The sequence below is a fragment of the Streptomyces rhizoryzae genome (assembly GCF_023155275.1).
Classification (GTDB): Bacteria; Actinomycetota; Actinomycetes; order Streptomycetales; family Streptomycetaceae; genus Streptomyces; species Streptomyces rhizoryzae.
Genome location: NZ_JALMUV010000024.1, coordinates 23,624 through 38,995 on the forward strand (window position 1 = coordinate 23,624; position 15,372 = coordinate 38,995).

The window sequence follows — 15,372 nt, forward strand, 5'->3', positions numbered from 1 at the left end:
GCTCTCCGCGCCGTCTCCACAGTTGAGGGGGCGTCATGGGGATTGTGGGCAGTGGGCCGTCCGGTTGCTCCCCGGAGGTTGGTTGTGTGCGTGTGACGGGTAGAAAACGGTCACCACGGCGTGCTGCCGGCCGGGAAGTGACGGGTCCCGCGACGGTGGCATTCCGCCGGCGTGATGGGCGACGCCGGCAAAGGGGAGGCGCCGGCTCCGCGCGCGTACGGTGGCACGCACGCGGAGCCGGCGCCCTTTCGCGCCCGGGGCGGTGCGCCTACTCCACCGTCACCGACTTGGCGAGGTTGCGGGGCTTGTCGATGTCCCGGCCCAGGGCCAGCGCGGTGTGGTACGCCAGCAGCTGGAGCGGGATGCCCATCAGGATCGGGTCCAGCTCGGGCTCGTTCTTCGGCACCACGATGGTGTGGTCGGCCTTCTCCTGCTCCTGGTGCGCGACGGCGAGGATCCGGCCGCTGCGGGCCTTGATCTCCTCCAGCGCGGCGCGGTTCTTCTCCAGCAGGTCGTCGTCGGGCACGATCGCGACCGTCGGCATCGCGGGCTCGATGAGCGCCAGCGGGCCGTGCTTGAGCTCCGAGGCCGGGTACGCCTCGGCGTGGATGTAGGAGACCTCCTTGAGCTTCAGGGACGCCTCGCGGGCCACCGGGTAGCCCCGGACCCGGCCGATGAACATCATCGACCGCGCGTCGGCGTACTGCGCCGACAGCTCCTTGATCTGCTCCTCGCCCTTGAGGATCTCGTCGATCTGGCCGGGCAGCTTCCGCAGGCCCTCGATGATCCGCTTGCCGTCCGCCACGGACAGGTCGCGGATCCGGCCCAGGTGCAGGGCCAGCAGCGCGAAGGAGACCACCATGTTGGTGAAGCACTTGGTGGAGACCACGCAGACCTCCGGGCCGGCGTGCACGTAGATGCCGCCGTCGGTCTCCCGGGCGATCGCCGAGCCGACCACGTTGACCAGGCCCAGCACCCGGGCGCCCTTGCGCTTGAGCTCCTGGACGGCGGCCAGCACGTCGTAGGTCTCACCGGACTGGGAGACCGCGACGTAGAGGGTGTCGGGGTCCACGACCGGGTTGCGGTAGCGGAACTCGGAGGCCGGCTCGGCGTCCGAGGGGATGCGCGCCAGCTCCTCGATCATCTGGGCGCCGATCTGGCCGGCGTGGTACGAGGTGCCGCAGCCCAGGATCTTCACCCGGCGCACCGCGCGCGCCTCGCGGGCGTCGAGGTTGAGGCCGCCGAGGTGCACGGTGGAGAAGCGGTCGTCGATCCGGCCGCGCAGCGCCCGGTCCACCGCCTCCGCCTGCTCGGAGATCTCCTTGTGCATGTAGGTGTCGTGGCCGCCCAGGTCGTAGGACTCGGCCGCGTACTCGACGGTCTCCGGCGTCGCCGTCGTGCGGGAGCCCTCGGTGGTGTACGTGCGGTAGTCGTCGGCCTTGAGGGTGGCCATCTCGCCGTCGTCGAGGGTGACGACCTGGCGGGTGTGCGAGACCAGCGCGGCGACGTCGGAGGAGACGAACATCTCGTGCTCGCCGATGCCCAGCACGACCGGGGAGCCGTTGCGGGCCACCACGATGCGGTCGGCGAAGTCGGCGTGCAGCACCGCGATGCCGTAGGTGCCCTCGATGTGGCGGAGCGCCTCGCGGACCTTCTCCTCCAGCGTCGGGGCGGTGGAGCGGCCGACAAGGTGGGCGAGGACCTCGGTGTCGGTCTCGGAGGCGAACTCCACCCCGTCCGCGGTCAGCCGGGCGCGCAGTTCGGCGGCGTTGTCGATGATGCCGTTGTGGACGACGGCGACCTTGCCCGAGGCGTCCAGGTGCGGGTGGGCGTTCTCGTCGGTGGGCGCGCCGTGGGTGGCCCAGCGGGTGTGCGCGATACCGGTGGTGCCCGCGAACTTCTTCGGCAGCCGGGACTCCAGCTCCCGCACCCGGCCCTTGGCCTTGGCGGTCTTCAGGCCCGCGGCCTTGCCGGTGCCGCTCGCGTGGATGGCGATACCGGCCGAGTCGTAGCCGCGGTACTCCAGGCGCTGGAGGCCCTCCAGGAGCAGCGGCGCGACATCGCGTTTACCGATATATCCGACGATCCCGCACATATAGTGACCCTTCTCGTTGGTGTTCACGGGTGCCCGGCCGTCCCGGCCGGTCCGCGCCGGTCAGCCGTAGACCAGCCGGCGCAGCTGGCGCAGTGAGAGCGACGGAGGGGACACGGCGCGGTGCGGCAGCTCGTGGGAGATCCGCTCGAAGATCACCTCGTTCCGCAGCCCCTGGGACTGTAGTTCGCGGTGGCGGCGGCGGACGAAACCCTCCGTGGTCTCGTCGAAGTACGCGAGCACGTCCAGTACCACCCGGGCCGCCTCGCCGCGCTGGAGCGGCGTGCTGCGGACCAGGTGGTCGATGAGGTCCTCGTGGGACGGACGGCGTTCGAGCACCCGTCGATATTGGAGGGCCGCGCGGAGAAGTGCAAGAAATCTGCCCGATATCGGGCAGGACGCGCCGAACGTGCCCGGAAAACCGGTCCGCACCTTGACCGGCCCCCGGCCGCGCGGTACGCATGGTCACCGTCCGGTCGCTCCACGCCATACCGCACGCGTCCCGCCGCACGCCCCGCGGACCGCGCCGCCGCACGTGCCGCTCCCGAAGCCCGCCGAAGGGACCGCCCATGAGACGAAGCCGACTCCTGTTCTCGCTGCTGCTGGTCGCCGCCGCCGGGACGGTGACCACCGCCGCCGTACCGCAGCAGCGCCCCGCGGCCACCGCCCCCGTCCCGCTGGACCGGGTGATCCCGGCGCCCGCCTCGGTCCGCCCGGCCGGCGCCGCCTACACGATCGGCGCCGGCACCCGGATCCGGGTGCCGGCCAACTCCGCCGAGGCCCGCCGCATCGCCGGCTACCTCGCCGGACTGCTCCGGCCCGCCACCGGCTACCCGCTGCCGGTCACCACCCGGGGCGGCGCGGACGGCATCGTCTTCCGGCTCGGCGGCCGCGACACCCGCGGGCTCGGCCCGGAGGGCTACCGGCTGACCTCCGGCGGCCGCGCGGTGACCATCAGCGCCGCCCGCCCGGCCGGCCTCTTCCACGGCGTCCAGACCCTGCGCCAGCTGCTGCCGGCCGCGGTCGAGAAGGACAGCCGGCAGCCCGGCCCCTGGCGGGTCGCCGGCGGCACGATCGCGGACACCCCGCGCTACGCCTACCGCGGCGCGATGCTCGACGTCTCCCGGCACTTCTTCACCGTCGGCCAGGTCAAGCGGTACATCGACCAGCTCGCCCAGTACAAGATCAACACCCTGCACCTGCACCTGTCCGACGACCAGGGCTGGCGGATCGCCATCGACTCCTGGCCGCGGCTGGCCGCCCACGGCGGCTCCACCCAGGTCGGCGGCGGCCCCGGCGGCCACTACACCAAGGCCGACTACCGCGAGATCGTCCGCTACGCCGCGAGCCGCTACCTCACCGTCGTCCCCGAGATCGACATGCCCGGCCACACCAACGCCGCGCTCGCCTCGTACGCCGACCTCAACTGCGACGGGCAGGCCCCGCCGCTCTACACCGGCACCAAGGTCGGCTTCAGCTCGCTGTGCGTCCCCAAGAAGATCACCTACGACTTCGCCGCGGACGTCATCCGGGAGATCGCGGCGCTCACCCCCGGGCGCTACCTCCACATCGGCGGCGACGAGGCGCACTCCACCAGCCACGAGGACTACGTCGCCTTCATGGACAAGGTGCAGCCGCTGGTGGCCGAGCACGGCAAGACCGTCATCGGCTGGCACCAGCTGACCGGCGCACGCCCCGCCAAGGGGGCGCTCGCCCAGTACTGGGGCTACGACCGGACGGGCGCGCAGGAGCGGCAGCAGGTCGCCGACGCCGCGAGGAACGGCACCCGGCTGATCCTCTCGCCCGCCGACCGCGCCTACCTCGACATGAAGTACGACAAGGACACCCCGCTCGGCCTGAGCTGGGCGGGCTACGTCGACGTCCGGCGCGCCTACGACTGGGACCCGGGCGGCTACCTGGCGGGCGTGCCGGCCGGCGCGGTGCTCGGCGTCGAGGCACCGCTGTGGACGGAGACCCTGGCGACCTCGGCGGACCTGGAGTACATGGCGTTCCCCCGGCTCCCCGGCATCGCCGAACTGGGCTGGTCCCCGGCCCGTACCCACGACTGGGACAGTTACCGCACCCGCCTCGCCGCCCAGGCCCCCCGCTGGGACGCCCAGGGCATCCACTACTACCGGGCGCCGGGGGTGGGGTGGCCGGACGGGGGGTGAGCGGGGCGGGGTGAGCCGGGCGGGGGTGCGGCTGCCGGACCGGTGGGGCCCGGTCGCCCGGTGCGGCCGCCGTCCCGTGGTGGGGCCGCGGGCCTTCGGTGGGGCCGCGGCCCCGGGGAATTCCGGCTGTCCGCGCCGCGTTGCGGCCCCGCAGGGGGCGTTGCGGCCCCCTACGGGATCCGTTCGGGTCCCCCCGAGGGGTGCCGCCCCCCGGAGGGCGCACCCTGGCCGTGCGCTCTCCCCGGCAGCGGGTCAGAACCCCAGTTCGCGGGCGATCAGCATGCGTTGGACCTCGCTGGTGCCCTCGCCGATTTCGAGGATCTTGGCGTCGCGCCACATGCGGGCGACCGGGTATTCGTTCATGAAGCCGTAGCCGCCGTGGATCTGGGTGGCCTCGCGGGCGTTGTCGACCGCGACGGTGGAGGAGTACAGCTTGGCGAGCGCGGCCTCCTTCTTGAACGGTTCGCCGTGGACGAGCCGGGAGGCGGCGTCGCGCCAGGCCAGGCGGGAGGTGTGGGCGCGCAGCTCCATGTCGGCGAGCTTGAACTGGATGGCCTGGTTGGCGCCGATGGGGCGGCCGAAGGCGTGCCGCTCCTTGGCGTACTTCACCGATTCGTCCACACAGCCCTGGGCCAGGCCGGTGGCCAGCGCGGCGATGGCGATCCGGCCCTCGTCCAGGGTGCGGAGGAACTGCGCGTAGCCGCGGCCCTCCGCGCCGAGGAGGTTGCCGGCCGGGACGCGGACGTCGGCGAAGGACAGCTCGCGGGTGTCCGAGGCGTTCCAGCCGACCTTGGAGTACGGGGCGGCGACCGTGAAGCCGGGGGTGCCGGACGGCACGATGATCGCGGAGATCTCCGGGGAGCCGTCGGCCTTGCGGCCGGTGACCGCGGTGACCGTCACCAGGCCGGTGATGTCCGTACCGGAGTTGGTGATGAAGCACTTGCTGCCGTTGATCACCCAGTCGTCGCCGTCCCGCACCGCCGTGGTGCGGGTGGCGCCGGCGTCCGAGCCGCCGTCCGGCTCGGTCAGGCCGAAGGCGCCGAGCAGCTCGCCGCTGCACAGCTTCGGCAGCCACTCCCGCTTCTGCTCCTCGGTGCCGAAGCGGTAGACCGGCATGGCGCCCAGCGAGACCCCGGCCTCCAGGGTGATGGCCACCGAGGAGTCGACCCGGGCCAGCTCCTCCAGGGCGATGCCGAGCGCCAGGTAGTCGCCGCCCATCCCGCCGTACTCCTCGGGGAACGGCAGGCCGAACAGGCCCATCTGGCCCATCTGGCGGACGATGTCGTAGGGGAAGGCGTGCTGCTCGTAGTACGCGCCGATCTCCGGGGCGACGACGTCGTGCGCGAACGCCTCGACCGTGCGCCGGAGTTCTTCCAGCTCGTCGGGCAGGCGGTGGTCCAGGGACATGGTCACTCCTTGTGGGGCCGTGCCTGATTCATCTGCGCAAGGACGGTGCGCGAGGGACTGGGGCGGCCCAGGACCCCGGCCAGCCAGACGCTGGCCGCGGTCAGCCGCGCCAGATCGACGCCGGTCTCGATGCCGAGGCCGTGCAGCATCCACACGAGGTCTTCGGTGGCGAGGTTGCCGGTGGCGCTCTTGGCGTACGGGCAGCCGCCCAGGCCGCCCGCCGAGGCGTCGACGGTGGTGACGCCGTGCTGGAGCGCGGCGAGGGTGTTGGCGAGGGCCTGCCCGTAGGTGTCGTGGAAGTGGACGCCCAGGTGCGAGGTGGGCACGCCCGCGTCGTTGAGCGCGGTGAGCAGGCCGCGGACGTGGCCGGGGGTGGCCACGCCGATGGTGTCGCCCAGGCTCAGCTCGTCGCAGCCGAGGTCGAGCAGGGCCCGGCAGACCCGGACGACCTGCGCGAGGGGCACCGGGCCCTCCCACGGGTCGCCGAAGCACATGGAGAGGTAGCCGCGGACGTGGAGGCCCTCGTCGCGGGCGCGGCGGACGACCGGTTCGAACATGGCCAGGGCCTCGTCGACGGTGCGGTTGAGGTTGGCCCGGGCGAACGACTCGGTGGCGCTGCCGAAGACCGCGATCCGGCGGGCGCCCAGGGCCAGCGCGCGCGCCAGGCCCTTCTCGTTGGGCACCAGCACCGGCAGCCGTTCGGCGTCCAGGCCGTCCAGCATGGGGAACAGCTGCTCGGCGTCGGCGAGTTGGGGGACCCACTTGGGGTGGACGAAGCTGGTGGCCTCGATCACCGGGAGGCCGGCGGCGGCCAGTTTGCGGATGAACTCCGCCTTGACCTCGGTGGGGACCGTCCGCGCTTCGTTCTGGAGGCCGTCGCGCGGGCCGACCTCGTGGATCCGTACGCGGGCGGGCAGGCCCGGTGCGGGGACCGTCATGGGGAGCCCGGTGGCCGGGGCGTCGTCGGTGGGGGTCATGCCGTCTCCTCCGCTTGCGTGCCGGGGGCCGCCGCGGGCTCCTCGTGGGGCGCGACGACGGCCAGGACCTGGTCCATGGCGACCGTGCTGCCGGGGGTGACGTCGAGTTCGGTGACCGTCCCGGCGTGCGGCGCGGAGATCACGTGCTCCATCTTCATCGCCTCCACCACCAGCAGGCCCTGCCCGGCGGCGACCTCGTCGCCGACGGCGACCTTGACGACGGTGACGGTGCCGGGCATCGGGGCGGCGAGAGTGTCCACGCCGTGCCCCCGGGCCGCCGCGCGCAGCGCCTCGGCGACCGGGTCGTGGTCGGTGACGTGCCAGGCGTCGCCGTCCCGGCCCAGCCAGTCGCCGCCGCGGTGGAAGGTGTGCCGGACGCCGCCGACGGTGACCCGGACCGTGTCGGCGGTGACCTCGAAGTCCTCCGGGGCGGTACCGGGCCGGGCGTCGTACGCCACCGGGTCCTGGCCGGGGACGCGCAGCCAGTGGCGGACCGGGGCGGGCTCGCCGCCGAGCCGGAAGCCGGTGGGGGCGGCGAACGGGTCGCGCCAGCCGGCCGCGTCCGGCGCGGGCTCCAGGGCCGCCTGGCGGACCGCGGCGGCCGCGGCGTACACCTCCTCGGGGACGGTGCCGTCCACCAGGTCGGCCGCGACCCGCTCGACGAGCCCGGTGTCCAGGTCGCCGGAGACCACGTCGGGGTGGGCCAGCAGGCGGCGCAGGAAGCCGGCGTTGGTGGGCACGCCGAGGGTGACCGTGGCGGCCAGCGCGGCCCGCAGCTTCCGCAGGGCGCCGGCGCGGTCCGGGCCGTGCGCGATGACCTTGGCGAGCATCGGGTCGTAGCGGCTGCCGACCTCGGCGCCCTCGGACAGGCCGGAGTCGGTGCGCACCCCGTGCCCGGACGGCTCGCGCAGCAGGCGGACGGTGCCGCCGGTCGGCAGGAAGTCGCGGGCGGGGTCCTCGGCGCAGATCCGGGCCTCGATGGCGTGGCCGGTGAAGGAGACGTCCTCCTGGGCGAACGGCAGGCGCTCGCCGGCGGCGATCCGCACCTGCCACTCGACGAGGTCCAGGCCGCCGGCGCCGGCCGGACCGAGGGAGACCGCCAGCTCGGTGACCGGGTGCTCGACCTGGAGGCGGGTGTTCATCTCCATGAAGCAGTAGCCGGCCGGGTCCTTGCCGGGGACGATGAACTCCACGGTGCCGGCGCCGCGGTAGCCGCAGGAGCGGGCCGCCTGGACGGCCGCGGCGCCCATCGCGGCGCGGGTCGCCTCGTCCAGCAGCACCGAGGGGGCCTCCTCGATGATCTTCTGGTGGCGGCGCTGGAGGGAGCACTCGCGCTCGCCGAGGTGGAGGACGGTGCCGTGGCCGTCGGCCAGGATCTGGATCTCGATGTGCCGGGGCCGGTCGATCCACCGCTCCACCAGCAGGGTGTCGTCCCCGAAGGACGCGCGGGCCTCGCGGCGGGCGGCGGCGATCTCGTCGGCCAGGCGGGCGGCGTCCCGGACCAGGCGCATGCCCTTGCCGCCGCCGCCGGCCGACGGCTTGAGCAGGACCGGCATGCCGATCTCCCGGGCCGCGGCGGCCAGTTCGGCGTCGGTCAGGCCGCTGCCGGAGGAGCCGGGGACGACCGGGACGCCGGCCGCGCGGACCGTCTCCTTGGCCCGGATCTTGTCGCCCATCAGGTCGATGGCGTCCGCGGGCGGGCCGATGAAGACCAGCCCGGCGGCGGCGCAGGCGCGGGCGAAGGCGGCGTTCTCGGCGAGGAAGCCGTAGCCGGGGTGGACGGCCCGGGCGCCGGTGCGGGCGGCGGCGTCCAGCAGGCGCTCGATCGACAGGTAGCTCTCGGCGGCCGCCGCCGGGCCGATCCGGACCGCGGTGTCGGCCTCCCGCACGTGCCGGGCGCCGGCGTCCGCGTCGCTGTACACCGCGACCGAGCGGATGCCGAGGGCGCGCAGCGTCCGGATGACGCGGACCGCGATCTCGCCGCGGTTGGCGACCAGGACGGTGTCGAACAGGCCGGGGTCGAAGCTGGTCATGGGTCCTCTCAGGTCCGTCACGTCCGTCGCATCCGTCGCGACCGCCGCTTGCGTCGCGTCCGTCACATCGGTCATGTCCGCCCTCACATCCGGAAGACGCCGAAGCGCGGCGCGTCGCTGTCCCGTCCGGGCAGCGGGGCGTTGGCGCAGGCGGTCAGGGCCAGGCCGAGGACCTCGCGGGTCTCCAGCGGGTCGATGACGCCGTCGTCCCACAGCCGGGCGGTGGCGTAGTAGGCGTTGCCCTGGGTCTCGTACTGGGCGCGGATCGGCTCCTTGAAGGCGGCCTCGTCCGCCGTGCTCCACTCCTCGCCGCGCGCCTCCAGCTGGTCGCGCTTGACGGTGGCCAGGACCGACGCGGCCTGTTCGCCGCCCATCACCGAGATCTTGGCGTTGGGCCACATCCACAGGAAGCGGGGGGAGTAGGCCCGGCCGCACATGGAGTAGTTGCCCGCCCCGTAGGAGCCGCCGATGACGACGGTCAGCTTGGGGACGCGGGTGCAGGCGACCGCGGTGACCATCTTGGCGCCGTGCTTGGCGATGCCGCCGGCCTCGTAGTCGCGGCCGACCATGAAGCCGGAGATGTTCTGGAGGAACAGCAGCGGGATGCCGCGCTGGTCGCACAGCTCGATGAAGTGGGCGCCCTTCTGGGCGGATTCGGAGAACAGGATGCCGTTGTTGGCGACGATGCCGACCGGGTGGCCGTGGAGGTGGGCGAAGCCGGTAACCAGGGTGGTGCCGTACTCGGCCTTGAACTCCGCGAAGCGGGAGCCGTCGGTGATCCGGGCGATCACCTCGCGGACGTCGTAGGGCGTGCGGGAGTCCACCGGGACCGCGCCGTAGAGCCCGGCGGGGTCGGCCTTGGGCTCCTCGACGGGCCGGACGGGCCAGGGCAGCGGCGGGCGGTCGCCGAGCGTGGAGACCAGGGTGCGGACGATCCGCAGCGCGTGCGCGTCGTCCTCGGCGAGGTGGTCGGTGACGCCGGAGACCCGGGAGTGCACCTCGCCGCCGCCCAGCTCCTCGGCGGTGACCACCTCGCCGGTGGCCGCCTTCACCAGCGGCGGACCGCCGAGGAAGATCGTGCCCTGCTCCCGGACGATCACCGCCTCGTCGCTCATCGCCGGGACGTACGCGCCGCCGGCCGTGCAGGAGCCCAGCACCGCGGCGATCTGCGGGATGCCGGCGGCGGACATCCGGGCCTGGTTGTAGAAGATCCGCCCGAAGTGCTCGCGGTCGGGGAAGACCTCGTCCTGCATCGGCAGGAACGCGCCGCCGGAGTCGACCAGGTACAGGCACGGGAGGCGGTTCTCCAGCGCGACCTCCTGGGCGCGCAGGTGCTTCTTGACCGTCATCGGGTAGTACGTGCCGCCCTTGACGGTGGCGTCGTTGGCGACGATCACGGTCTCCCGGCCGCTGACCCGGCCGATGCCGGCGATCACCCCGGCGGCCGGTGCGGCCCCGCCGTACATCCCGTCCGCCGCCAGCGGCGCCAGCTCCAGGAACGGCGAGCCGGGGTCCAGCAGCGCGTCGACGCGGTCCCGGGGCAGCAGTTTGCCGCGGGCGGTGTGCCGGGCCCGGGCCTTCTCACCGCCGCCCAGCCGGGCCGCGGCCAGCTTCCCGCGGAGCCGCTCGGCCAGCTCGCGGTGCGCGGCCTCGTTGGCCCGCCAGGCGTCGGACGCCGGGTCTGCGGTGCTCGCCAGCACCGGTGCCTGCTCGATGGCCTCCATCGCCATGGGCCCCCTCGCTCGGTCGCTGCCGCCGGGCGGGGCGGGGTGTGCTCCGTGCCCAAGCGGGTTAATAGGCGTTAACCTCTTCCCCTTCAGGTTAACGACCACTAACCGCCCTGTCTACAATCGACGGCATGAGCAATGCGCACGCCCCCGCCCCGACCAGCCGCCGCGAGCAGATCCTCAAGGAGGCCGCCCGGCTCTTCGCGGAGCGCGGCTTCCACGGCGTCGGCGTGGACGAGATAGGGGCGGCCGTGGGCATCTCGGGGCCCGGCCTCTACCGGCACTTCGCCGGCAAGGACGCGATGCTCGCCGAACTCCTCGTCGGCATCAGCGAGCGGCTGCTGGCCGGCGGCCGGATGCGGGTCGCGGAGGGCGGCGAGACCCCCGCCGCGGTGCTCGACGCGCTGATCGGCGGGCACATCGACTTCGCGCTCGACGACCGCCCGCTGATCACCCTGCACGACCGCGAGCTGGACCGCCTCCGGGAGGCCGACCGCAAGCGGGTCCGCCAGCTCCAGCGGCAGTACGTGGAGCTGTGGGTGGAGGTGGTCCGGCAGGTCCACCCCGGGTCGCCGGAGTCCGAGGTGCGGGCCGCGGTGCACGCCGTCTTCGGGCTGCTGAACTCCACCCCGCACCTGGGCCGCCCCGGCTCCCTGCCGGGCCGTACCGAGATGGCCCGGCTGCTGCACCGGCTCGCGCTGGGGGCGTTCGGCGCGGTGGACGGTGCGGCGGCGGACGCCCCGGCGGGCGCCGCGCGGGCCGCGGGCTGACCGGTCCGGCGGGGTGCCCCGACCCCTGGACAGCCCTGGTGACCGGCCGGTAGCTTGCGCTGAGCAAACGCTTAGCCAGGTGTGGCGGTGAGGGAGGCCAGGCATGCGCCGGACGGTGTTCAACGAGGATCACGAGGCGTTCCGCGAGACCATACGCGCCTTCATCGAGGCCGAGGTGGTGCCGGTGCACGACGACTGGTACGCCGCCGGCCAGGTGCCCCGCGACTTCTACTACAAGCTCGGCGAGCTGGGGGTCTTCGGCATCCGCGTCCCCGAGGAGTACGGCGGGGCCGGCGTCGACTCGCACAAGTTCGAGGCCGTGATGTACGAGGAGACCGCCCGTGCCGGCGTCACCTTCGGCGGCTCCGGCGTCCACGTGCTGCTGGGCCTGCCGTATATCCGGATGCTCGCCACCGAGGCGCAGAAGCAGCGCTACCTGCCGAAGTTCGTCACCGGCGAGGAGATGTGGGCGCTGGCGATGACCGAGCCGGGCACCGGCTCCGACCTCGCCGGGATGAAGACCACCGCCAAGCGCTCCGCGGACGGCTCGCACTACGTCCTCAACGGCGCCAAGACCTTCATCACCGGCGGGGTGCACGCCGACCGCGTCATCGTCTGCGCCCGCACCTCCCCGCCCCGCGAGGACGACCGCCGCTTCGGCATCTCGCTCTTCGCGGTGGACACCACGTCCGAGGGCTACTCCGTCGGCCGCAAGCTCGACAAGCTCGGCCTGAAGATCTCCGACACCGCCGAACTCGCCTTCACCGACGTCAAGGTGCCCGCCGAGGACCTGCTCGGCGAGGAGAACGCCGGCTTCTCCTACCTCGGCCGCAACCTCCCCTCCGAGCGCTGGGGCATCGCCTTCGGCGCCTACGCGCAGGCCAAGGCCGCCGTCCGGTTCGCTCAGAATTACGTCCAGGAGCGCACCGTCTTCGGCAAGACCGTCGCCTCGTTCCAGAACACCAAGTTCGAACTGGCCGCCTGCCAGGCCGAGGTGGACGCCGCCGAGGCCGTCGCCGACCGCGCCCTGGAGGCCCTGGACGCCGGCGAGCTCACCGCGGCCGAGGCCGCCTCCGCGAAGCTCTTCTGCACCGAGGTCGCGCACCGCGTCATCGACCGCTGCCTCCAGCTGCACGGCGGCTACGGCTTCATGAACGAGTACCCCATCGCCCGCCTCTACGCCGACAACCGCGTCAACCGCATCTACGGCGGCACCAGCGAGGTCATGAAGTCGATCATCGCCAAGTCCATGGGCCTGTGACGCTGCGGAGACCTGGTACGTGAACGACGCACTGCGGTCGCTGCTCGATCTGCTCGACCTGGAGCGGATCGAGCACGACATCTTCCGGGGGCGCAGCCGCGCCTCGATCGTGCCCCGGGTCTTCGGCGGCCAGGTCGCCGCCCAGGCACTGGTCGCCGCCGGCCGCACGGTCCCGGCCGACCGCCCCGCGCACTCCCTGCACGCCTACTTCCTGCGGCCCGGTGACCCCGGCGCACCGCTGGTCTACACCGTCGACCGGGTCCGCGACGGGCGGTCGTTCACCACCCGCCGGGTGGTCGCCGTCCAGCACGGCCGGCCGGTCTTCCACCTCACCGCCTCCTTCCACGCACCCGAGGAGCCGGCGCCGCGGCACCAGGAGCCGATGCCGGCGGTACCCGATCCGCTGACCCTGCCCACCCAGGCCGAACTCCTGCCCCGGTACGCCGACCGGTTCCGCACCCCGGACATGGTGCGGCGGCTCCTTGGGGCACGGGCCGCGGTCGACCTGCGCCACGTCCAGCCCCCGCCGTTCGCCGCCCCCGGCACCGCCCGGGAGCCGCGCTCGCAGGTGTGGTTCCGCACCGACGGCAAGCTGGACGGCCCCGAGGACCTGCCGCTGCTCCACCTCTGCCTGGTCACCTACGTCTCCGACATGACCCTGCTGGACTCGGTGCTGCTGGCGCACGGGCGCGGCGGCTGGGCGGTGGGCGACGTGGTCGGCGCCAGCCTCGACCACGCCATGTGGTTCCACCACCCGCTGCGCGCCGACGAGTGGCTGCTCTACGACCAGGAGTCCCCGACCGCACAGGGCGGGCGGGGACTGGGGCAGGGCCGCATCTTCACCGCCGACGGCCGGCTGGCGGTGACGGTGGTCCAGGAGGGCGTCATCCGGGCGCCGCGGACCGGCTGAGCCCCGCCCGCCCGGTGCGGCCGGGGCGCGCCCCGCGGACTCAGCGGAGGTCGGCCGCCGCCAGCAGGTAGCTGGTCAGGGGGTCGTAGTGGCGGGGGCTGAGGACGTGGTCGTCCAACGGCACGGTGACCTGGACGGTGCCCTCGGACTCGGCGAGGAAGAGGGCCGGGTCGTTGCAGTCGGCGAAGCCGATCGTGGCGAGGCCGCGCTGGCCCGCGCAGCCCGCCCAGCCGTGGTCGGCCATGACCAGGTCCGGCAGCGGGCGGCCGGCGCGCTCCAGGCCGTCGAGGATGGCGGCCATCGGCTCGGGGGAGTGGGTGTGCCACAGGGTGGCGCCGCGCTCCAGCATCGCCACGTCACCGAACTGGAAGACCATCCCGTCGTCCGCCTGGAGGCCGTCGGGGATCACGACGATCTCGCAGTCCCGGTCGCGCAGGGCCTGGGCGGTGGCCCGGTGGACGTCCAGCAGGCCGCCCGGGTGGCCGGTGGCGAACAGGACGCGCTGGCGGTCGGCGGCGGCCTTGCGCAGCACCGCGGCGGCGCGGTCCAGGGCGTCCACGGTCAGCTCGGGGTCGATGGTGTCCTGGCCCTGCCGGTGGTGCGGGTCGTCGCTGACCCCGCAGCGCTCCGCCATCACCGCCAGCACGTCCTGCTCGTCCGTCCAGCGGTCGCCCAGCTCCAGGCCGAACCAGTAGTGGCGGTCGCCGTTCGCGAGCCGGCGGTAGTGGAGGAGGTTGTTCTCGCGGGGCGTGGCCACCTCCCCCGCGATCCGGGTCCGTACGAGATGGTCGATGAGTTCGGCACGCGAGGGGGCCGCAGCGGCTATCGGCATAGCGCCATTGTGCCCGGGCCGGTCAGCCGGGGCGGGGCGTTCCACAGCGCGGACACCGCGGCACGGCGCGGCGGGACGGCCGCGGCACTGGACGAAACGTCGAACGCACGCGGCGCGGAGTCCGCAAATGTCCATGGGACGCCCGGTGGCCCGGTCCTACCCTCAGGCGCATGACCACCGCATCGAACGAGCCCGTGGGCCCCGTCGACTCCTCCCGTGTCCCGCGCTACGCCGGGCCCGCGACCTTCGCGCGGCTGCCCCGCCTCGACGAGGTCGGCGGCCGGGCCGAGGTCGCCGTCGTCGGTGTCCCCTTCGACACCGGCGTCTCCTACCGGCCGGGCGCCCGCTTCGGCGGCAACGCGATCCGCGAGGCGTCCCGGCTGCTGCGGCCGTACAACCCGGCGCAGGACGCCTCCCCGTTCGCCCTCGCCCAGGTCGCGGACGCCGGGGACATCGCGGCCAACCCGTTCAACATCAACGAGGCCGTGGAGACCATCGAGGCCGCCGCGGACGACCTGCTGGCCTCCGGCGCGCGGATGATGACGCTCGGCGGCGACCACACCATCGCGCTGCCGCTGCTGCGCTCGGTCGCCAAGAAGCACGGCCCGGTCGCGCTGCTCCACTTCGACGCGCACCTGGACACCTGGGACACCTACTTCGGCGCCGAGTACACCCACGGCACCCCGTTCCGCCGCGCGGTGGAGGAGGGCATCCTCGACACCTCCGCGCTCTCCCACGTCGGCACCCGCGGCCCGCTCTACGGCAAGCAGGACCTCACCGACGACGAGAAGATGGGCTTCGGCATCGTCACCTCGGCGGACGTCTACCGCCGCGGCGCCGACGAGGTCGCCGACCAGCTCCGCCAGCGCATCGGCGACCGCCCGCTCTACATCTCCATCGACATCGACTGCCTCGACCCGGCCCACGCCCCGGGCACCGGCACGCCGGAGGCGGGCGGCATGACCTCCCGCGAGCTGCTGGAGATCCTGCGCGGCCTGGCCTCCTGCAACCTGGTCTCCGCCGACGTGGTCGAGGTCGCCCCCGCCTACGACCACGCCGAGATCACCGCGGTCGCCGCCTCGCACACCGCCTACGAGCTGACCACGATCATGTCCCGCCAGATCGCGGCCGCCCGCGCCTGACCGCACACCGCGAACCGAACCGCCGGCCGGCCCTGGGAGGGCCGGCCGGC

General features: G+C 73.6%; 12 protein-coding genes. 5 read left to right on the forward strand and 7 right to left on the reverse strand.

The features are described 5' to 3' along the window. Positions 1-268 precede the first annotated feature (268 nt). Both glmS and MUU72_RS19855 read right to left on the reverse strand, forming a co-directional pair. Positions 269-2,095 carry a glutamine--fructose-6-phosphate transaminase (isomerizing) gene (gene glmS / locus MUU72_RS19850; RefSeq protein ID WP_248014722.1) on the reverse strand — a complete coding sequence of 609 codons (1,827 nt, stop codon included), beginning with the start codon at positions 2,093-2,095 and terminating at the stop codon, positions 269-271. 60 nt (positions 2,096-2,155) lie between these two features. Further along, positions 2,156-2,431, reverse strand: coding sequence for a hypothetical protein (locus tag MUU72_RS19855; protein WP_248014669.1), 276 nt, complete (start codon positions 2,429-2,431; stop codon positions 2,156-2,158). A gap of 230 nt (positions 2,432-2,661) precedes the next feature. Between MUU72_RS19855 and MUU72_RS19860 the strand changes: the two genes are divergently transcribed. Further along, positions 2,662-4,263 carry a beta-N-acetylhexosaminidase gene (locus MUU72_RS19860; protein WP_248014670.1) on the forward strand — a complete coding sequence of 534 codons (1,602 nt, stop codon included), beginning with the start codon at positions 2,662-2,664 and terminating at the stop codon, positions 4,261-4,263. A 252-nt stretch (positions 4,264-4,515) separates the two neighbouring features. Here the strand turns inward: MUU72_RS19860 and MUU72_RS19865 are convergent, their stop codons facing one another. The 4 genes from MUU72_RS19865 to MUU72_RS19880 form a co-directional block, all read right to left on the reverse strand. After that, positions 4,516-5,670 carry an acyl-CoA dehydrogenase family protein gene (locus MUU72_RS19865; protein WP_248014671.1) on the reverse strand — a complete coding sequence of 385 codons (1,155 nt, stop codon included), beginning with the start codon at positions 5,668-5,670 and terminating at the stop codon, positions 4,516-4,518. Between the two features lie 2 nt (positions 5,671-5,672). Then, entirely contained in the window at positions 5,673-6,647 is a 975-nt protein-coding gene (locus MUU72_RS19870; RefSeq protein WP_248014672.1) for a hydroxymethylglutaryl-CoA lyase, read from the reverse strand. Beyond that, complete coding sequence (locus MUU72_RS19875; RefSeq protein ID WP_248014673.1) at positions 6,644-8,680, reverse strand: ATP-binding protein; 2,037 nt, start codon at positions 8,678-8,680, stop codon at positions 6,644-6,646. The genes MUU72_RS19870 and MUU72_RS19875 overlap by 4 nt, the downstream gene beginning before the upstream one ends. A gap of 83 nt (positions 8,681-8,763) precedes the next feature. Then, positions 8,764-10,410 (reverse strand): carboxyl transferase domain-containing protein, encoded by a 1,647-nt coding sequence (locus tag MUU72_RS19880; protein ID WP_248014674.1) that lies wholly within the window; start codon positions 10,408-10,410, stop codon positions 8,764-8,766. Between the two features lie 128 nt (positions 10,411-10,538). On the opposite strand from MUU72_RS19880, the gene MUU72_RS19885 reads away from it, so the two are divergent. The 3 genes from MUU72_RS19885 (at position 10,539) to MUU72_RS19895 (ending at position 13,348) form a co-directional block, all read left to right on the forward strand. After that, complete coding sequence (locus tag MUU72_RS19885; RefSeq protein ID WP_248014675.1) at positions 10,539-11,177, forward strand: SACE_7040 family transcriptional regulator; 639 nt, start codon at positions 10,539-10,541, stop codon at positions 11,175-11,177. Positions 11,178-11,280: 103 nt separating this feature from the next. Then, complete coding sequence (locus MUU72_RS19890) at positions 11,281-12,438, forward strand: acyl-CoA dehydrogenase family protein (protein ID WP_248014676.1); 1,158 nt, start codon at positions 11,281-11,283, stop codon at positions 12,436-12,438. A 19-nt stretch (positions 12,439-12,457) separates the two neighbouring features. Beyond that, positions 12,458-13,348, forward strand: coding sequence for an acyl-CoA thioesterase (locus MUU72_RS19895; RefSeq protein WP_248014677.1), 891 nt, complete (start codon positions 12,458-12,460; stop codon positions 13,346-13,348). A gap of 40 nt (positions 13,349-13,388) precedes the next feature. Here MUU72_RS19895 and MUU72_RS19900 read toward each other — a convergent pair whose 3' ends face one another. Continuing rightward, positions 13,389-14,180 (reverse strand): phosphatase, encoded by a 792-nt coding sequence (locus MUU72_RS19900; protein ID WP_248014678.1) that lies wholly within the window; start codon positions 14,178-14,180, stop codon positions 13,389-13,391. A gap of 170 nt (positions 14,181-14,350) precedes the next feature. Here MUU72_RS19900 and speB point away from each other — a divergent pair, with 170 nt between their 5' ends. Further along, entirely contained in the window at positions 14,351-15,322 is a 972-nt protein-coding gene (gene speB / locus MUU72_RS19905) for an agmatinase (RefSeq protein ID WP_248014679.1), read from the forward strand. Positions 15,323-15,372 lie beyond the last annotated feature (50 nt).